General features: G+C 62.2%; 21 protein-coding genes. 9 read left to right on the forward strand and 12 right to left on the reverse strand.

The window, feature by feature from the left end; translation table 11 throughout:
- Positions 1–1,659: an amidohydrolase gene (locus ACX3VQ_RS03480; protein ID WP_462579557.1), complete on the forward strand. Its 1,659-nt coding sequence runs from the start codon at positions 1–3 to the stop codon at positions 1,657–1,659.
- Positions 1,660–1,927: 268 nt separating this feature from the next.
- A complete protein-coding gene (locus ACX3VQ_RS03485; RefSeq protein WP_462571514.1) occupies positions 1,928–2,146 on the forward strand; it encodes a hypothetical protein in 219 nt (72 codons plus the stop codon).
- Positions 2,147–2,273: 127 nt separating this feature from the next.
- Here the strand turns inward: ACX3VQ_RS03485 and tatC are convergent, their stop codons facing one another.
- The 9 genes from tatC to ACX3VQ_RS03530 form a co-directional block, all read right to left on the reverse strand.
- A complete protein-coding gene (tatC, locus tag ACX3VQ_RS03490; protein WP_462579559.1) occupies positions 2,274–3,104 on the reverse strand; it encodes a twin-arginine translocase subunit TatC in 831 nt (276 codons plus the stop codon).
- 10 nt (positions 3,105–3,114) lie between these two features.
- The gene (gene tatB, locus ACX3VQ_RS03495; RefSeq protein WP_462579560.1) at positions 3,115–3,504 is read right to left on the reverse strand and encodes a Sec-independent protein translocase protein TatB; all 390 of its coding nucleotides are present in this window, start codon (positions 3,502–3,504) and stop codon (positions 3,115–3,117) included.
- A gap of 12 nt (positions 3,505–3,516) precedes the next feature.
- Positions 3,517–3,777 carry a twin-arginine translocase TatA/TatE family subunit gene (locus tag ACX3VQ_RS03500; RefSeq protein WP_462571511.1) on the reverse strand — a complete coding sequence of 87 codons (261 nt, stop codon included), beginning with the start codon at positions 3,775–3,777 and terminating at the stop codon, positions 3,517–3,519.
- Between the two features lie 70 nt (positions 3,778–3,847).
- Positions 3,848–4,498 (reverse strand): SMC-Scp complex subunit ScpB, encoded by a 651-nt coding sequence (gene scpB, locus ACX3VQ_RS03505; protein WP_462579561.1) that lies wholly within the window; start codon positions 4,496–4,498, stop codon positions 3,848–3,850.
- Positions 4,495–5,307, reverse strand: coding sequence for a segregation and condensation protein A (locus ACX3VQ_RS03510; protein WP_462571509.1), 813 nt, complete (start codon positions 5,305–5,307; stop codon positions 4,495–4,497). Before ACX3VQ_RS03510 ends, scpB begins: the two co-directional genes overlap by 4 nt.
- The gene (nagZ, locus tag ACX3VQ_RS03515; RefSeq protein WP_462579562.1) at positions 5,304–6,326 is read right to left on the reverse strand and encodes a beta-N-acetylhexosaminidase; all 1,023 of its coding nucleotides are present in this window, start codon (positions 6,324–6,326) and stop codon (positions 5,304–5,306) included. Before nagZ ends, ACX3VQ_RS03510 begins: the two co-directional genes overlap by 4 nt.
- 106 nt (positions 6,327–6,432) lie before the next feature.
- A complete protein-coding gene (locus ACX3VQ_RS03520; RefSeq protein ID WP_462579564.1) occupies positions 6,433–7,131 on the reverse strand; it encodes an SPOR domain-containing protein in 699 nt (232 codons plus the stop codon).
- Between the two features lie 2 nt (positions 7,132–7,133).
- Positions 7,134–8,882: an arginine--tRNA ligase gene (gene argS / locus ACX3VQ_RS03525; protein WP_462579565.1), complete on the reverse strand. Its 1,749-nt coding sequence runs from the start codon at positions 8,880–8,882 to the stop codon at positions 7,134–7,136.
- A gap of 57 nt (positions 8,883–8,939) precedes the next feature.
- Positions 8,940–9,590 (reverse strand): hypothetical protein, encoded by a 651-nt coding sequence (locus tag ACX3VQ_RS03530; RefSeq protein ID WP_462579566.1) that lies wholly within the window; start codon positions 9,588–9,590, stop codon positions 8,940–8,942.
- Between the two features lie 127 nt (positions 9,591–9,717).
- On the opposite strand from ACX3VQ_RS03530, the gene ispH reads away from it, so the two are divergent.
- Genes ispH through rnhA form a run of 3 tightly spaced genes read left to right on the forward strand, consistent with a single transcriptional unit; the run spans position 9,718 to position 12,130 of the window.
- Complete coding sequence (gene ispH / locus ACX3VQ_RS03535; RefSeq protein ID WP_462571503.1) at positions 9,718–10,692, forward strand: 4-hydroxy-3-methylbut-2-enyl diphosphate reductase; 975 nt, start codon at positions 9,718–9,720, stop codon at positions 10,690–10,692.
- Positions 10,693–10,706: 14 nt separating this feature from the next.
- Positions 10,707–11,687, forward strand: coding sequence for a homoserine kinase (gene thrB, locus ACX3VQ_RS03540; RefSeq protein WP_462579568.1), 981 nt, complete (start codon positions 10,707–10,709; stop codon positions 11,685–11,687).
- Positions 11,684–12,130 (forward strand): ribonuclease HI, encoded by a 447-nt coding sequence (gene rnhA / locus ACX3VQ_RS03545; protein WP_462579569.1) that lies wholly within the window; start codon positions 11,684–11,686, stop codon positions 12,128–12,130. Before thrB ends, rnhA begins: the two co-directional genes overlap by 4 nt.
- A 56-nt stretch (positions 12,131–12,186) precedes the next feature.
- Here the strand turns inward: rnhA and ACX3VQ_RS03550 are convergent, their stop codons facing one another.
- The 3 genes from ACX3VQ_RS03550 to ACX3VQ_RS03560 form a co-directional block, all read right to left on the reverse strand.
- The gene (locus ACX3VQ_RS03550) at positions 12,187–12,369 is read right to left on the reverse strand and encodes a YegP family protein (RefSeq protein WP_462579571.1); all 183 of its coding nucleotides are present in this window, start codon (positions 12,367–12,369) and stop codon (positions 12,187–12,189) included.
- 62 nt (positions 12,370–12,431) lie between these two features.
- Complete coding sequence (locus ACX3VQ_RS03555; RefSeq protein WP_462579572.1) at positions 12,432–13,535, reverse strand: NAD(P)/FAD-dependent oxidoreductase; 1,104 nt, start codon at positions 13,533–13,535, stop codon at positions 12,432–12,434.
- Positions 13,532–14,497: an alpha/beta hydrolase gene (locus tag ACX3VQ_RS03560; protein ID WP_462579573.1), complete on the reverse strand. Its 966-nt coding sequence runs from the start codon at positions 14,495–14,497 to the stop codon at positions 13,532–13,534. Before ACX3VQ_RS03560 ends, ACX3VQ_RS03555 begins: the two co-directional genes overlap by 4 nt.
- 89 nt (positions 14,498–14,586) lie before the next feature.
- Between ACX3VQ_RS03560 and ACX3VQ_RS03565 the strand changes: the two genes are divergently transcribed.
- The 4 genes from ACX3VQ_RS03565 (at position 14,587) to ACX3VQ_RS03580 (ending at position 18,525) form a co-directional block, all read left to right on the forward strand.
- Complete coding sequence (locus ACX3VQ_RS03565; protein WP_462579574.1) at positions 14,587–15,078, forward strand: A24 family peptidase; 492 nt, start codon at positions 14,587–14,589, stop codon at positions 15,076–15,078.
- Between the two features lie 85 nt (positions 15,079–15,163).
- On the forward strand, positions 15,164–16,231 hold the full coding sequence (gene cpaB / locus ACX3VQ_RS03570) for a Flp pilus assembly protein CpaB (RefSeq protein ID WP_462579575.1): 1,068 nt from the start codon (positions 15,164–15,166) through the stop codon (positions 16,229–16,231).
- A 77-nt stretch (positions 16,232–16,308) separates the two neighbouring features.
- Positions 16,309–17,850 carry a type II and III secretion system protein family protein gene (locus ACX3VQ_RS03575; RefSeq protein ID WP_462579576.1) on the forward strand — a complete coding sequence of 514 codons (1,542 nt, stop codon included), beginning with the start codon at positions 16,309–16,311 and terminating at the stop codon, positions 17,848–17,850.
- Between the two features lie 18 nt (positions 17,851–17,868).
- Entirely contained in the window at positions 17,869–18,525 is a 657-nt protein-coding gene (locus ACX3VQ_RS03580; RefSeq protein ID WP_462579577.1) for a CpaD family pilus assembly protein, read from the forward strand.
- Position 18,526: the final 1 nt, after the last annotated feature.

The raw sequence follows: 18,526 nt of genomic DNA on the forward strand, positions 1-18,526 counted from the left end.
ATGAAGACACTTTTCGTCAGCCTGGCCGCAATCCTCCTAGCGGTCCCGGCAGCGCCTGCGCTGGCCGATACGCTGGTCGACAATGTCCAGGGCATCACCATCGGAACCGATGGCAAGCTGGACCGGTTCGAAGCACTGGTAATTGCCGATGACGGCCGCATCAGCGCAGTGCTCAGGCAAGGCGATCCGCGCCCCAAGCGGATCGATTACCGCGTCGATGGCGAAGGCCGCGTCATGCTCCCCGGCATGATCGACGCGCATCTCCACGTCATGGGGGTCGGCTTTGGGGAATTGACACTCGACCTGTCGCAGACCGCTTCGCTTGAGGAAGCGCTGCAGGAGATCGCTGAATTTGCGCGCGCCAATCCCAGCCGCCCATGGATCCTTGGGCGTGGCTGGAACCAGGAGAAATGGGGCCTCGGCAGGTTCCCGACCGCTGCTGATCTGGACGCCGTGGTGCCTGACCGGCCGGTGTGGCTAAGCCGGGTTGACGGCCATGCCAGCTGGGCCAACAGCATTGCGATGGAAAAGGCGGGGGTCACTGCGGCCTCGCAGGACCCCAGCGGCGGCCGGATCATCCGCAAGCCCGGCTCGCGCGAACCGGCGGGCGTGTTTGTCGATGCCGCTGAAGCTCTCGTCAATGCGGTGGTGCCCGCTCCGCGCCCGAGCGATCGCGACATCGCACTGCGCAAGGCGCAGGATTTGCTGATTGCCAGCGGGATAACTGCGGTTGCCGACATGGGCACCACACTCGAGGATTGGCAGACTTACCGCCGGGCCGGCGACAACGGCGCCCTCAAGCTACGGATCATGGCCTATGCTGGCAGCGTCCAGGCGATGGAACTAATCGGCGGCCCCGGCCCCACACCCTGGCTTTATCAGGACCGGCTGCGCATGGGCGGGCTCAAGCTCTACCTCGATGGCGCGCTCGGTTCGCGGGGCGCGGCACTCAAACAGCCCTACCATGACGAGCCGAATCATCGCGGGCTACCGCGGCTTACGTCTGCGCAATTGCGCAATTTGATGAGCCGCGCCGCCATGGATGGCTTCCAGCTTGCCGTCCACGCAATTGGCGATGCCGCCAATTCCGATGTCTTGAGCGCGATCGAAGAACTGAGCTCATCCTATTCCGGCGACAGGCGTTGGCGCATCGAACACGCGCAGATTGTCGATCCAGCGGAGATCGCACTGTTCGGCAAGCACAGTATCATCGCTTCGATGCAGCCGCTCCACCAGACCAGCGACCGCTTGATGGCGGAAGCGCGGCTGGGGCCTGACCGGCTGGGTGGGGCTTATGCCTGGCGCAGCATCGCCGCAGCGGGCACGCCGCTAGCCTTTGGCTCGGATGCGCCGGTCGAACCGGCAGACAGCTTTGCCGGCATGGCGGCCGCGATCAGCCGCACCGATGCGAAGGGCGAACCGTTTGGTGGCTGGCTGCCGCAGGAAAGCGTTACGCGCGAGGCCGCGCTGGCTGCGTTTACTTCCGGCGCGGCCTATGCCGGATTCGCTGACGGGCGGTTTGGGCGGTTGGTGCCGGGTGAACGGGCCGATTTCATCCTGGTCGATCGCGATCCGTTCGTGTCGTCCCCGCAGGACATTCGCGACACACGTGTATTAGAGACCTGGATCAACGGGGAAAGGCTGTTCGTCGCCAAATGATCAGGCCGGTGTTTGGCACGTGTCATGCCGGAGACTCGCGTTTACCCGGTGTTAAGCCTTGATCCGCCATCATACGTATTCACGGGCGCGGCATAGGCCGCAGAGTCTTTTTATTGGCGGCAAGAATGCAACAGTCTGCACTGAAACATTCAATTCGGCGATGAATTCAAACAGTTTGACGAACAAATATTTAGAATTGGGGCTTGTGCCCAGGCGCAAGGTTCCGTAATATAAAAAACAATCAAGACAAGCCGATAGGAGATCCTTGATGAAATTGCGTACTCTCGCAGCAGCCGCTGCAGTTCTCTCTCTGGCAACCGCTCCGGCAATCGCCGAAGTTTCGCTTGCTCGCGCCCCTGCTCCGGCTGAAGGCGAAAGCGAACTGGGTGGTGGCTCGGGCCTGCTGATCGCCATTATTGCAGCTGCTGCAGTGATTGGCGGCATTATCATCGCTGCTGATGGCAGTGACGAGCCGGTCAGCCCGTAATCGGCGACCCAAAACGAATAGAAAGCGGGGTCCTTCGGGGCCCCGTTTTTTTTGGCCCAATGATTTGGCCCGATCAGTTCGCCATTCCGGTGCCTCATGCATCCTGGCTATAAGTTTACAGCGTAGCTCAATCTGAACTTGGTTCAGTCTTAACCTCAGCGGCAATGTCGCCCACTTCCTCGCTGTCGCTGTCAGAGCCTTCGGGCTTCTTTTTCTCCTGCAAGCGCATCACAAGTAGCGAGCCTTCGAACAGCAACAGCAGCGGGATCGCCAGAATGACCTGCGAGCCGGGATCAGGCGGCGTCACAACTGCGGCCAATGCCACTATCCCCACGATGACATAACGCCGCGCCCCGGCGAGTTGCGCGCGCGAGACAATCCCCGCACGATTGAGCAACAACAGCAAAACGGGCAGCAGGAAGCTTATCCCGAAGGCCAGGATGAACTGCATCACCAGACCAAGATAATCGCCTGCCGAAGGCAAGGCCTCTATCTTGAGCCCGCCGGCCTCCCCTCCGAAGCCGAGAAACCACTCGAAGGCGGTAGGCATTACGACGAAATAGGCGAGCGCGGCGCCAGCGGTAAACAGGATCGGTGTCGCGATCAGAAACGGCAGGAAAGCTTTCTTCTCGCGCGCATAGAGCCCCGGCGCGACGAAGGCCCACAGCTGGTTGGCGATGATCGGGAAGCTGACAAAGAATCCCGCGAACAGTGCCACCTTCAACTCGACGAAAAAAACTTCGTAGAGCTTGGTGAAGATCAGCTGCCCCTCCCCGTCAGGAAAGGCGTTCTTGAGCGGCTGTATCAGGAACCCCAGAATCGGATCGGCGAAATAGAGGCAAATCGCGAAACCGGCGCCCAAAGCCAGCACGCTGCGGACCAGGCGCGTGCGCAGTTCGATCAAATGATCGAGTAACGGCGCTTCGGTCTCATCGATATCGCGGATCTTGATTGCCATGCTGCCGCCTTCAATCCCGCTGGTCTGGCTTGCCCAGCGGCAATTGCGGTTCACCAACTGGAGAACCGGGCGCAGGATCGTCCCCGGTCGGGAAATCAGGCTCTGCCGCTTCAGCCGAAGCTGCCGAGGGACCGGTTATCGTACCGTCCGCATAGGACTCGGCATCACCCGTGCGGGCAATGATCGCTTCGTTTTGCGCCTTCCACTTCTTTTCCAGCTCTTCCAGCTCGGCTTCGCGGATCATGGTGTCGATCCCGCTGCGAAAGTGGGAAGACACGCGGCGCACCTTGCCTATCCAGCGGCCTGCGGTGCGCAAGGCAAGCGGCATGTCCTTGGGGCCGATGACAAGCACCGCCACAATCACGATCACCAGCAGTTCGCTGGCGCCGATATCGAACATGCCGTGGGCCTCCTAGCCCTTGAGATCGGGCGTGTCAGAACGCGGCGCAGGCTGAGGGTCTGCTTTCTGCTGCGCGTCGCTGTGTGGCTTCTGCGCTTGCCCTTCGATTTGTGCAGTGGGTTTTGTTGAGGGGCTATCCTCTTCGCTCATACCCTTTTTGAAACTGCTGATTCCCTTGCCGAAATCCCCCATCATCTCGGAAATGCGCCCGCGCCCGAACAGGACGAGCACGACCAGCGCGATGATTAGGAGCTGCCAAATACTAAGACCCATGGGAATTCTCTCTGAATGCGTTGCAGGGCCAATATAGGGTACCGGAGCCGCAGGCGCCAGTAACGTTTGGTCAGCCCCGCGATTCACCTGCTTCGCTGGATTCGCCGATTTCATCGGCTGGCTCACCGCCATCTGCCTCGGCAGCGTCAGCCTCTTCGTGCAAGGCTTCGAAAGCATCGTCGACCGGATCGAGCAAGCCCGCCGCGCGCAATTCGTCAATTCCCGGCAAGTCGCGGCGACTGGAAAGGCCGAAGTGGTCGAGGAATTCCTGCGTTGTCGCGTAGATCACCGGGCGTCCGGGCACTTCGCGCCGCCCCGCCAGTTTGATCCAGCCCGCTTCCATCAACACGTCAAGCGTGCCCTTGGCGGTCTGCACGCCGCGGATCGATTCAATTTCGGCACGGCTGACGGGCTCATGATAGGCGACAATCGCCAGCACTTCGGTAGCCGCCCGGCTCAGGCGCCGAACCTGCTCGCGTTCACGCCGCAGCAGATGCGCAAGATCGGGCGCGGTTTCGAAATGCCAGCGCTTGCCCCGTTCGACCAGGTGTACGCCGCGATCCGAATAATGGTTCTGCAACTCAACCACTGCCTCGCGCACGATCGCATTCTCGAGACCGCCGAGATGCCCGGCCAGCGCTTCAATGCTCATCGGCTCCTCGCTTGCAAAAAGTGTCGCCTCGAGCGCACGCAAAACTTCACCCGGGGTTTCGCTGCTCACTTGACGATCCTTCTGAGCCGCATGGCACCGAAAATCTCCTCTTGCGCGATTTCCGCCCTGCCCAGCCGCGCCAGTTCGAGCGCGGCAACAAAGCTGGATGCAAGCGCGGACTTGCGCAGCCGCGGCTCCGCATGTGGCGGCAGGAAGTCGCGCAGGTCCATCCAGTCAAGTGTCACGCCCAGCATGGCGGAAACCCGGTCTAGCGCGCTTTCAAGCGTCATCACCGGCCGGTCGAAAACGTGATAGATCCGCGGCGCGGTACGCGCCTTGACCTGGCCATAGGCCTGGATCAGGGCATAATTGTCGCACTTCCACTGCGTCTTGCGATCGATCCTGAGGCCTTCCGGGGAGCCGCGCAGGAAGATATCGCGTCCGATCCGGTCACGCCCCATCAGCCGGGCCGCCGCCTCGCGCATCGCGCCCAGCCGCTGGAGCCGCAATTGCAGCCGCAGCGCCAGATCTTCAGGGCTTGGATCTTCCTGCTCTTCCCTCGGCAGCAGCAGCGCCGATTTGAGATAGGCCAGCCAGGCTGCCATCACCAGATAGTCAGCGGCCAGCTCAAGCCGCAATGCCCCCGCCCGATCGATAAAGGTCAGATATTGGTCAACCAGCGCGAGGATCGAAATCTGCCGCAGGTCAACCTTCTGCCGCCGTGCCAGGTCCAAAAGCAGGTCAAGCGGCCCCTCCCAGCCTTCCAGCTCGAGATAGAGCGCGCTGTCATCGTCTGGCTTGGCCGGTGCGGCAACGCCTTCCCAGTCATCGCCTTCTTCGGCTTGCGGGGCTGCGAACAACAGGCCGTCCTCGCTCATGCGGCTTCCCCCACAGCACCCAACAGCGCATCGCGCTGAGCCAGCAATTCGGCGGCCTCGCCGCGATCCTCACGCAGCCGGGTTCCAGCAAGCGCGCGGGCAAGCCGCGTCCCGGTCACTTCACCCATCGGGGGAAGAATTTCCGCTATCGCCGCCATGTCGGGCATCCTGGCCCAGCAATTGAGCACCAGGTCGCAACCTGCGGCATGGGCGCGCGCGGCGCGTTCTGGCACGCTGCCTTCAAGCGCTTCCATGTCGATGTCATCGCTCAGCAAAAGCCCGTCGAAACCGATCCGCCCCCGGATGATCTCTGCGATCACGACTGGCGAGAGCGTGGCGGGCTGTTCCGCATCCCAGGCGGTGAAGCGGATATGCGCGGTCATCCCGATATGCGCACGGTCGCTCAACGCGGCGAAAGGCGCAATATCGGCTTCAAGCTCGTCAGCGCTGGCATCCACCACCGGCAGCTGATGGTGGCTGTCGCAGGTCGCGCGGCCATGGCCCGGCATATGCTTGAGGCAGCCCGCAACTCCGCCAAGCGCCAGCCCGTCAAGCACCGCCCGCCCCAGGGCCGCCACCTGCATGGGCTCGCTTCCCAGCGCGCGATCACCGATGACATTATCGGTTTCGGGCCGGCGCAGGTCGAGCGGAGCCTGGAAATCGACCGTGATCCCCATCGCCGCCAGTTCCAGCGCCATCGCCTGCGCATTGGCCCGCGCTGCCTCGATCGCGCTGGCGGGGGCGATCCGGTAAAGCCTGTCGAATATTTCGCCTGCGGGATAGGCGGCCCAATGCGGCGGACGCATCCGTGCAACCCGTCCGCCTTCCTGATCGATCGAAACCAGCAGATTTTCGCGCCCGTGAATGCTGCGCAAAGCATCTGTCAGGCGGCGCAATTGCACAGGATCGACGCAGTTGCGGGCGAACAGGATATAGCCCGCCGGATCGGCCTCTGCGAAAAAGGCGCGCTCGTCAGCGGTCAGCTCAGCCCCGGCAATCCCGAAAATGGCAGGCGTCATAAGCAAAAGATTCGCAGCAAAGCCTGAAAACGGCAAGTTCGGACATGGTTAGTGCGGGGGAAAACGGCGCGTTTCTGCCCCGCTCAAGCGAATTGGCTACACTATTTCAGCGTTTGACCTGGCAAGCGAGCCCATCGGCCTTGAGCGCTTCACACAGCGTTCGCGCTGCCGACAGATCGGGCGCCACAGCCTGCAGGCGGTAGACAGTACCGATATCCGCCTGCCCCTTCACAACGCGGTGGCGCACGCCGTTGAGCAAAGTGGTCTGGCGCTGCAGTGTGGCCCAGCCGGTTTCCGCCGCGCCCTGCGAACCATAGGCGCCCACTTGCACGCCCACCCCGTTTTGTTCGATCGCGGTTTCATCACTGCTGCGGGTCGCGATAACAGGTCGCGGCACGCTGCCGACCTCAGGCGGGGCCGGCGGCGTGGGATCCTCTGCCAATTGCCCTGCGCGGGTGATTCCTTCGCCTACCTTGGGCGCCACATTGCCTGTGCCGGCAAAGGTCTTGCCACCGGCATCCTCTGGCCGCTCTTTATAGGGACCAGGAGGGGCCTCGATCGTGCTGCCATCGGCCACGATACTTGGACCCAGAACATGGTTCGAATACCACCAGACCCCGCCGATCGCGGCTGCGAGCAACACCAGCAGCACCGCAGCAAAGCCCACGATACGCTTAGTATCGACCGCGCCCTCTTCGGGATCGTATTCATCGGATTCGAGCCACGGCAGGCTGTCATCGCCGTTTAGCGCAAGCTCCGCCTCATCTGCCCTGTCACCCCGATATCCCTCGCTCGGCGAGATCATGCTCACATCTCCTCGACCGCATCGACCCCCAGAATGCGCAAGCCGTTACGGATAACCTGACCCAACTGATCGGCAAGGTAAAGCCTTGCACCGGTCAGCGCTGGATCATCGGTGAGGATAAAGCGCTTGTCGGGCCGGTCATTGCCCAGATTCCAATAGGCGTGGAAGGCCCCTGCCAGCTCGTAAAGATAAAAGGCGATCCGGTGCGGCTCACGCGCCTTGGCTGCAGCCTCCACCTCGCGCGGGAACTGTGCCGCCTGCTTGATCAGGTCAAGCTCCTCCTCGCCCAGCAGCGAGAGGGAAACGCCCGCCGGGGCAAGCCCTGCCGCAGCCGCCTTGCGCAAAGTCGAACGGATCCGCGCATGGGCATACTGGACGTAGAAAACCGGGTTGTCCTTCGAAGCTTCGACCACCTTGGCGAAATCGAATTCCATCTGCGCCTCGGGCTTGCGCGTCAGCATGGTGAAACGCACCACATCCTTGCCTACTTCGCGCACCATGTCGGCTACCGTTACGAAAGTGCCCGAACGCTTCGACATCTTGATCGGCTCGCCGCCACGCAGCAGCTGCACCATCTGCACCAGCTTGACGTCGATGGAGATGGCTTTTCCCTGCCCTTCGGCCAGCGCTACGACAGCGGCCTTGATCCGCTTGACCGTGCCCGCATGATCCGCGCCCCAGATGTCGATCAGCGCATCAGCACTCTCCGCCTTCTGCATGTGATAGGCCAGATCGGCGCCGAAATAAGTCCAGCTGCCGTCCGACTTTCTGATCGGTCGATCCTGATCGTCGCCGTACTTCGTGCTGCGGAACAGTGGCAGTTCCACCGGCTCCCAGTCTTCTGGCGGAGCCTTGCCCTTGGGCGCTTCCAGAACGCCGTCGTAAACCAGGTCATGCGCGCGCAGCCAGGCTTCGGCGGCTTCGGGCTTGCCTGCGGCCTGCAAGGCGGCCTCGGACGAGAACACATCGTGGTGGATGCCGAGCAGCGCAAGGTCAGCCTTGATGAGGCCCATCATCTGCTCGACTGCCTCGGCGCGGAAGATCGGCAGCCATTCCCCTTCGGCCACGTCCTTGAACCGCTCGCCCAGCTCGCTGGCGAGATATTCGCCCACCGGGATCAGATAGTCGCCCGGATAAAGCCCTTCCGGGATCTCGCCGATATCCTCACCCAGTGCCTCGCGATAACGCAGGTGGGCAGAGCGCGCGAGCACATCCACCTGCCCGCCGGCATCGTTGATGTAATATTCGCGGGTGACCTCATGCCCGGCAAATTCGAGCAGGCTCGCAAGGGCATCGCCCACCACCGCCCCGCGGCAATGGCCCATGTGCATCGGCCCGGTCGGGTTGGCCGAAACATATTCGACATTCACCCGCCGTCCCTTGCCTGTGTCAGAACGGCCGTAGTCGCTTCCCAGCTTTCCAATCGCGCTGAGCTCTGCAATCCAAACGGCAGGATCAAGCCGTAAATTGATGAAGCCTGGACCGGCTATCTCGGCGCTGGCAATCGCCGGATCGGCGGATAGCTTGCCCGCGATCGCTTCAGCCAGCACGCGCGGGTTGGCCTTGGCCTGCCCGGCCAGCACCATCGCGGCGTTGGTGGCAAGGTCACCGTGGCTGGGATCGCGCGGCGGCTCGACCGCCACATTGCCGCGCGCGCAGCTTGCAGGCAGCACCCCTTCGGCTTCGAGCGCAGACAATGCCGCGTCGATCTTGGCTTCGAATAGTTTGTAGAGCGTTGGGCTGTCGGACATGGCTCGTGCGCCTAGCCGAATTCGCCAGAATCGCAAGCGCGGCGAGCCTGCGCCCGATCAACGCGTGACGTTATAGGCCAGCTGGTCCTGCGTCAGCTGAAAGCCGATCAGCAGCTCGAAGCTTGCGCGCTGCAACGCCGCGCGAACCTGCGGATCGGCCAGCGGATCGAGCGCGGCATCGATGTCCCCCGGCTTGCGTTTGCGAGTGATCTGCTCGCGAATTTCCGCCGGAAGGGTCGCTTCGGCGCGGTCCACGAATGCGCCCGCCTGTGCCGAAGCGCTGGCGCGTTCCTGCCCATCGGCGAAGCTGAGCGTGACGGTGCCCACCCGCTTGGTCACCACGGCGCTGCCGCCGCGCACTACAGTGGTGAAATAGGGCAGCTCCACGGTGCGCGCGCGGCGCACATCGGTGCGGCGTGCCACTACATCGAAGGTGGCATTGGTATAGACCCGCTGCGCCCCTTCGTCGCAGGTATGGCGCAGATTGGTGATGGCTGCGCTCACATCCATATTATCAGCAGTGCGATCACCGGCACTGCGGAACAGTGTGACGTCGCCGGTGTAATCGGGAATCCCGACTGCGGGGCAGGAGGTGAGCGCCGAGGTAATCCCCACGCCCTGGTCAATGACCAGTTCACCCTTCTTGGAACAGCCAGCCAGTGCGGCGGCAAATGCGAATGTCAAAGCTATGCGGCTGCGACGAATCATCAGTCTGCGGTCCTCATTACCGGCCACAGTTGGTGGCCATGTTCCAAGAAGCGAGCCAAGCGGCCCCGAATTCGAATAGGTTGTCACGCCCTAGCGGTGCGCGCAGCAAAGCGCTAGAGGGCGGGACATGAACGCTCCCTTTCACTCATCAGAATCGGGGGACAAGCTCCCCGTCCTCAAATTGCTGATTGCGGCGCCGCGCGGTTTTTGCGCGGGAGTCGATCGCGCGATCGAAATCGTCGAGAAGGCGCTTGAACGCCACGGTGCACCGGTTTTTGTGCGGCACGAAATCGTGCACAACAAATATGTTGTCGACGAGCTCAAGGCCAAAGGGGCCGTGTTCGTCGAGGAACTGGACGAAGTGCCTGATGATGCGCCGGTGGTGTTCAGTGCGCATGGCGTGCCCAAGTCGGTTCCTGCCGAAGCGCAGCGGCGCAAACTGCGATATGTTGATGCCACCTGCCCGCTGGTTAGCAAGGTTCACCGGCAAGCCGAACGCCAGATCGACAAGGGCCGCCATATCATCTTTATCGGCCATGCCGGGCATCCTGAAGTGGTTGGCACCATGGGCCAGGTCGAGCCAGGCCAGATGACGCTGGTCGAAACGCTTGAAGATGTGGAACGGCTGGATTTCACCGACAAGGATGAACTCTCGTTTCTGACACAAACCACCCTGTCGGTCGAGGACACCGCCCAGATCGTGGAGGCGCTGGAACGGCGCTATCCGCACATCGTCGGGCCCAAGGCGGAAGATATCTGCTATGCGACATCAAACCGGCAAGCGGCAGTAAAGCAGATTGCCCCCCAAAGCGATCTGGTGCTGGTTATCGGAGCGCCCAATAGCTCGAACTCCTTGCGGTTGGTCGAAGTGGCCGAGCGGCTGGGCACCACCGCATACCTGATCCAGCGAGCCGGCGATATCGATCCGGCATGGCTGGAAGGAGTTGGGACATTAGGCCTTACTGCCGGCGCTTCCGCGCCCGAGATGCTGGTGCGCGAAGTGGTCGCACGGCTCAGTGAATGGCGGCAGATTGAAGAGGAAACGGTCACCGCTGCGGTAGAAAAGATCGTGTTCAAGCTGCCGCGCGAGCTGGCCGAATAGCAGAAAGCTGGCCGGTGGCTGTCTATACCCATCTCGCCGCAGAACAGCTCGCAGAGCTGATCGACGCTTATGACGTGGGGCCGCTGGTCTCGGCAAAGGGCATTGCCGAAGGCGTTTCGAACAGCAATTGGGTGGTTGAAACGGGCGGCAGCAAGGCCGCCGGTTCGCGCTTTATCCTGACCATGTATGAACGGCGGATCGAGATCGCCGACCTGCCGTTCTTTCTCAACCTGCTTGATCATCTGGCAGAGCGTAATTGCCCCGTCCCGCGCACTATCCACGACCGCGAGGGCGCGAGCTTCCGCATGATCGAAGGCAAGGCGGTGGCGCTGATAGAGTTTCTGCCGGGGGTGTCGGTTGACCATCCCACGCCCGCGCAGGCGCGCTCGGTCGGGCAGGCTCTGGCTCAGGTGCATCTCGCATCGCAGGATTTCGGGATGAGCCGCCCCAATACGCTCGACATCACCATGTCACAGCAGACGCTTGAAAATTGCGGTGACGGGGCGCTTGCGGCAATCGGCCCAGAACTGGCGGCCTGTGTTGCAAAGGCTGCTGCGCTTCGGGAAGCCTGGCCATGGGAACTGCCACGCGCGATCTGCCATACCGATCTATTCCCGGATAACGTGCTGATGCTGGGCGAGAAGGTCAGTGCCCTGATCGATTTCTATTTCGCTTGCGAAGACGCCATGGCTTACGATCTGGCGGTCACTCACGCCTCTTGGTGTTTCGGGCACCAGGGGCGAGAATTCAGCGCAGGAATCGGGCGCGCTCTGGTGGCGGGGTACGAATCGGTTCGTCCGCTGTCCCTGCAAGAGCGCGAAGCACTGCCGCTGCTGGCACAAGGAGCTTGCCTGCGCTTCATTGCCAGCCGGGCGGAAGACTGGCTCAACACTCCGCAAAACGCACTGGTCACCCGCAAGGACCCGATGGATTTCGTCCGCCGACTGGACTTTTACGCCGCAGCCGGCGCTGGCGCTTTTACAGACAAACCATGAAACAGGTCGTGATATTCACCGACGGTGCCTGCAAGGGCAATCCCGGGCCGGGCGGCTGGGGCGCGATCCTGCGCATGGGGCGGCACGAGAAGGAAATGTCGGGCGGCGAGGCCGAGACGACCAACAACCGGATGGAAATGACGGCAGTCATCAAGGCACTCGGTGCGCTTAACGAACCGTGCAAGGTGGCGCTCTATTCGGACAGCAAATATGTGGTCGAAGGGATCACGAAATGGGTCGGCGGCTGGCAGAAGCGCGGTTGGAAAACCGCTGCAAAAAAGCCCGTGCTGAACGAAGATTTGTGGCGCGAACTGATCGAAGCGGCTGCCCGCCACGATGTTACCTGGCACTGGATCAAGGCGCACAACGGGCACCCAGAGAACGAGCGGGCCGACCGGCTGGCGAGCGATGAAGCCGACGCCCGAAACGGAAAGAAGGGCTGACCGCCCCAGGCCATTTGGCCCGAGCGATCACCTCCGGTGTCCTTCGATAAGCCGGCTCAGCCGGCTGTAGTGTCGACCACTTCAGCATTCGGCCCGTTCTTCAGGACCGATTCGATAGCGTTCTTGGCGCTGGCCTTGGAACTGTAGCCTTCAGTCCACCAGATCGTTTCCGAATTATAGACGAAATAGGACACGAACTCGCCCTTCTTGTTCTTACGAATTTCGAAACGGTGCGCCATGAGCATTCTCCCTCGGCTGGCTTTGCAACTGCAAAGCATCCTAACGTCGCAATTGGAGAAAGCTAGGCTCTGGCAAAGCGGGCCGGCGCATAGGCTGAAGGATCGAGCCGCGCGGTCATATCGTCCAGCGGGCATTCGAGCAGCAATTGCGCGCCAAGGCGGGCGGCGGCGGGCGCAGTCTGGATGCCATATCCAGCCTGCCCGGCAAACCAGAAGAACGCCGGATTGGCGGGATCGCGGCCGTAAACAGGCTTGCGGTCGGGCGCGAAACTGCGCAGCCCCGCCCACTTGCGTTCCAGCCCCAATACGCGCCACTCGGTCGCCTGCTCCAGCCGGTCAATTGCTGTCGCAACATCGATTTCCTCCGGAGCAGCATCGATTGCCGGTGAAGGTGTTTCGTCATGCGGGCTCAGCCACAAGCGCCCGCTCTCAGCCTTGAAATAGAACCCTCCCGAAATATCGAGGCAGAGCGGTGTATCGTCGCGCAGAGATGGATCGACCCGCAATTGCACGACCGTACGGCGATAGGGCGTGATGCCCAGCGGCTGCACCCCGGCCAGGCCGGCAATCTGGTCTGCCCAGGCCCCGGCGGCATTGACCAGCGTGCCGGCCGAAAACTGCCTTCCGTCCTCGAGCGCGATGCGCCAGCAATTGTCCGCAAAGGAAAGCGAGGTGACGCGCGCTCGGCACTGCAGCACGGCGGCGCTCGCTTTCGCCTGTTTGAGATAATGTGCATGCAAGCCCGCAACATCGATGTCGGCGCAGCGCTTCTGCCAGATCGCGCGGTCCCACTGCGGGCGCAGGCCCGGAACGAGGCGGTTTAGCTCGCCCCGGCCGATCCGTTCGAACTGTGCGCCGGTGCTGGCGAAGCGGGCGAAGAAATCGTCAATTTTCGCATCGTCTGCCGCGCGCGCGAGATAGAGCGCGCCGCGATTGGAGAGAAAATCGTGCCGATCGAGATATTCCCCGGACGCGATCGTAAGCGGCACGATTTCCGGCCCGCCATAACATTCCTCCCAGAACGCCGCCGAGCGCCCGGTCGAATGGTAGCCCGGCATATCCTCGGCCTCGAGCATCAGCACACTGGCCGATGCGCCGATCTCGGCTGCCAGGCTGGCTCCCGCCATTCCCGCACCCACGATGGCAATATCGAACCGATTCGTCACTTGCGCGGCGTCACCCTGGCCAGAAAATCGTCGATCGCCGTCATCGCGCGGTCACGCACCGGATCAACCTCGCGCAGGATTTCATGGTGCGACTCATTGCCGAAACGCACCAGTTCGGCGTGGGGCAGGCGCAGCGCTGCGCGCTCGATCGCAGCCATTGAAACCAGCTTGTCATTCGATGTGCCGATCAGCAGAACCGGGATATCGACCTGCTCCAGCCTGCCAGGCGCGAAAATCGCGCGCATCGAGGCATAGGCCCGCTCAACCCAGCCCCAGCTGCCCGGCCCCATCACCAGTTCCGGGCGATGCTCACGCCACCACAATTCGTCAGCGTAGCGGTCATCGTCATGGCTCAGCAGCGCCTGGCGCGAGGCCGGGACTTCGCCGGGCTTTTCGCTCCATTTCCAGGCCGGTCGGGCGGGGTCGCCCAGCTTCGCCATCAGCTTGGCAGCAGCGTGGCCGATCGCCGCCGGTATGGCGCCAGTGAATCCCAGCATCGGAGCAGAGAGCACCAGCGCATCGGGATCAACCTTGCCGTCAATCACCCCGCGCAAGACAAGGTGGCCGCCCATCGAATGCCCGGCCAATATATGCGGTGCGGGGGTGCTGGCCTTCCATTGGCTCCAGAAATTTCCCAGATCGGCAACCCAGGTTGAAAAATCGCCGATATGGCCGGTCACCGTATCATTGCCCAATCGGCCCGATCCCGCTTGCCCGCGCCAGTCTGCGGCGGTTACCCGCCATCCGGCGCGATGCCACTGTTCAAGCGTCTCGAGATATTTCTCGTAATTGTCGCCGCGCCCAGGAAAAAACAGGATCGAACCGCGCGGGCTGGTGCCGGAATTTGCTCCCGGCCAGTCAATCCGGCGCAGTTCGTGGCCGTCGGATGCGGTCCACCGGCTCTCATGGGCAGAGGCGGGAATTGCCCGCCGATCGATGGCTGGGAAAGCAGCTTGGCTCACGTGGCTAATTTCAACCCTCCGGGCGTGGTTACTTTTTGGTAAGTGCTATCCTCTAGCAAGAGTCTCCACGGGGAACCAATGGGGGCCACATGCTGGGCGAATATTTCCACTACGGACTGCTGGTCGGCTTGGCAATCGCGCTGCTGATTGCCGCATTCACTGACCTGCGCCGCCGCCAGATCGACAATTGGTTGAACGCTGGCGTTGCGCTGGCTGCGCCACTGTTCTGGTGGTCGAGCGGGCTTTCGCTGTGGCCTGACGTGGCGATCCAGCTGGGTGTGGCCCTGGCGGCCTTTGCTGTTCTGGCAGGCCTCTTCGCGCTCAAGATGATGGGCGGCGGCGATGTGAAGCTGCTGACCGCACTGGCGCTGTGGATCGAGCCAAGCTGGTTTCTGAAACTGCTCATCGTGATGGCGCTGGCCGGCGGCCTTCTGACCATCGTCGTGGGCAGCTGGCATGTCATGCGGCGCCAGCGAGATCGCATCAAAGTGCCTTACGGGGTCGCCATCGCAATCGGCGGATTGTGGGTGCTGGGAACACAATATCTGCCGGGGGCGAGCCAGGCCGCCGGATTGCGATGAACCTGATTTTAACCAGTTCAAGCATAAACGAATGAACCATTCCCGCCCGCATGAGATCGGGCCGAACTAGGGGGCTAGAATAGCCATGGATAGGAAGAAGCTGGTTTTGCTGCTCGTAGCGCTGGTCATCGCGATCGGCACGGCACTGGCAGCGCGGAGCATGTTTACCGGAAATTCGGCACCCGAAGCGGTGGCCGCACCGGTCCCCAAAGGGCCCAAGGTGCTGGTCGCGCAGCGCGCACTGCCAACCGGCACCATCATTACTGCAGATGCAATGAGCTTCCAGCAATGGCCGGAAGAGCTGGTGCAGGATGCCTATTTCATCGATGGCGAGTCCGACATAAACCAGTTGCTCGGCACCGTTGTGCGCCATTCAATCACTGCCGGTGAACCGGTGACCCAGGGCTCGCTTGTCGCCCCTGGAGACCGCGGATTCCTGGCTGCAGCGCTTGGCCCGGGCATGCGTGCCGTAACGGTTCCCGTGTCCGCAAAGACCGGTGTCGCCGGCTTTGTATTCCCAGGCGACCGTGTTGACCTGGTACTGACCCAGACGGTCAAGGGTGAAGATGGCCAGGACCTCAAGGCTGCCGAAACAGTGCTGCGCAACCTGCGCGTGCTCGCAACCGACCAGTCGACTGAACAAACTTCCGATGAAAACGGCAAAACAATTGTTCGCGCCTTCCGCACCGTTACGCTGGAAGTGACCCCGAAGATCGCCGAGAAGGTTGCCGTGGCGCAGACCATCGGCACGCTCAGCCTGGCGCTGCGTTCGATCGCGGACAACCAGGCCGAACTCGAAATGGCGATCGCTTCGGGCGACGTAGTGATCCCCGAAAGCGCGACTCCGGAAGAGGAAGCCCGCCTGATCCGTACCGCTATGGGCCGCCCGAACGACAAGGGCTCGACCTTCAGCACCGGTGGTGATGTGTCGCGCTTCCAGCGTCATTCGATGCCCGCGACGAACTCCTCGCGCGGTGGCGGCGGTACGAGCGCCCCGGTCTACTCGGGCCCGGTCGTCCGCGTCTCCCGCGGCAAGCAGACCACGGTCGAGCCGGTTGCCGGCGGGGCCAGAGCGCTTGTGAACCGCCAATCCGCCGCAATGGCCGAAGGTGGCCGCACCGTGCCGGTCGCCGGTTCGCTGCTGGTCAATTGAGGAGACCGGACATGACCAGCCACACATACGCCAACTCCGCCAACACGGAGCATCGAATTCAAACGAGGGGCACAACCATGAAACGCCGCCTGACTGCCAAATTGCTGCTTGCGAGCCTGGCCATTGCGCCGCTCGCTGCGGTGCCGGCCACCACTGCTACAGCGCAGTCGGTATCCAGCCCGGCCGCCGATATCGTGATTTCGATCGGCCGTGGTGAACTGATCACCATCCCCGGCGCCATGTCCGATGTCTTCATCGCCAACGATTCGGTGGCCGATGTCCAGGTCAAATCGCAGCGCCAGCTGTATGTTTTCGGCAAGGCCGGTGGCGAAACCACCATCTATGCCAGCAACAGCCGCGGCGATGTGATCTGGTCAGCCAATATTCGCGTCGGCTCCAACATCGACAGCATCGACCAGATGCTGGCGCTGGCGATGCCCGAAGCCAAGATCGGCGTCGCCACCATGGGCACCAACACAGTGCTGCTGACCGGCACCGTCAAGGCGCCGGAAGATGCTGCCGAGGCCGAGCGCCTGGTGCAGGCCTTCGTCGGTGACGAAACCAATGTGATCAGCCGCTTCAAGATGGCAACGCCGCTGCAGGTCAACCTGCAAGTTCGCTTTGCCGAAGTGAGCCGTTCGCTGGTGCGCACACTGGGCGGCAATCTGAGCACGTTCGACGGCACCGACGGCTTCCAGTTCGGTGTTGCCACCGGCCGCGAAGGCGTCATGCCGCAATGGACCCCTGGTGCTGGTGTATTCACCGGCGGAACCGAAGCAACCGATGGTTCGTCGCTGGTAACCCAGAACCCAGGCGGCACCACCGTGGCCGGCCTTGGCAAGTTCCTTGGCCTTGATCTGGCCGGTGCGCTTGACCTGGCTGAACGTAATGGCCTGGTAACCACGATTTCGCAGCCCAATTTGACTGCGCTTTCGGGCGAAACGGCGGATTTCCTCGCCGGCGGCGAATTCCCGATCCCGACCAGCCAGGGGCTGGGCGCGACTTCGATCGAATATCGTAAATTTGGGGTAAGCCTGTCCTATACTCCGACTGTGCTGGCGAACGGGCGGATTTCGATCCGCGTGCGCCCCGAAGTGTCCGAGCTTTCGAGCCAGGGCGCGGTGACCGTTAACGGCTTCCAGATTCCCGCCCTGACCATTCGGCGTGCGGAAACGACCGTTGAACTCGGCTCTGGCCAGAGTTTCATGATTGCCGGGCTGATGAACAACAATGCCCAGAACACGATCGACAAGGCACCTGGAGTTGGCGATCTGCCGATCCTCGGCAATCTGTTCCGCTCGCGCTCGTTCCGCCGTGGCGAAACCGAACTGGTCATTGTCGTAACGCCCTATCTCGTGAAGCCGGTCAACGATGGCGACATCAAGCTGCCGACCGACGGCTTCCGTGCTTCGAGCGAGCTGCAACAGCTGCTTGGGTATCGCGAAAACGACGGTGTCAGCGGAGCGCAGCGCCCTGGCCCCTCGGCAGTCAACAAACAGGCTCCGGCGCCCACCATAGGCGAAGTAAACCCGGATGCGGATGCACCGCGCCGGACAAGCAATGACGAAGCGAACAAGGATCGCCGCGCTGACGCTGCGACCCCTGGTTTCAGCCTCTAATCGGGAAAGGTAAGAACAATGCCCTTTGCAAAACACAGCAAGCTGGCCAAGGCCCCGGCATTTGCCCTTGCCCTCTCGCTCGGCTTGGTGCTGGGTGGCTGCGGTGGCGTGGCCACAAACAAGAGCCTCTACAGCGTCAAACAGCCAGTGGTTGAACGCTCCAGCTATACATTTGATGTCCGCACCAGCCAGAGCGGGCTGACCATTCCCGAACAGCAACGACTTGACAGCTGGTTCGACGCAATGGAGCTGGGATATGGCGACCGCGTGTCGATAGATGACCCGCTGGCAAGCGATGCAACACGCGAAGCGGTGTCTGAACTCGCCGGTCGTCGCGGCATCCTGGTCGATAGCGGCGCGCCACTGACATCTGGCGCGGTGCAACCGGGTTATGCCCGCGTGGTCCTGACCCGTTCGACGGCTGCCGTGCCCGGCTGCCCCGATTGGTCAGCCAAGTCGGACATGAACTACAACAATGCGACCAGCCCGGGTTACGGCTGTGCCGTCAACAGCAATCTGGCCGCAATGGTCGCCAATCCCGAAGACCTGATCGAAGGGCAGAAGGGGACCGGTGAAACCGTGATCATGAGCTCGACCAAGGCGATTGCAACTTATCGCGAGCAGGCTCCTACCGGGGCTGACGGCCTCACCAATAACGAAACCGGAGGGAATTAAG

This window comes from Altererythrobacter chaiwopuensis, assembly GCF_054957735.1.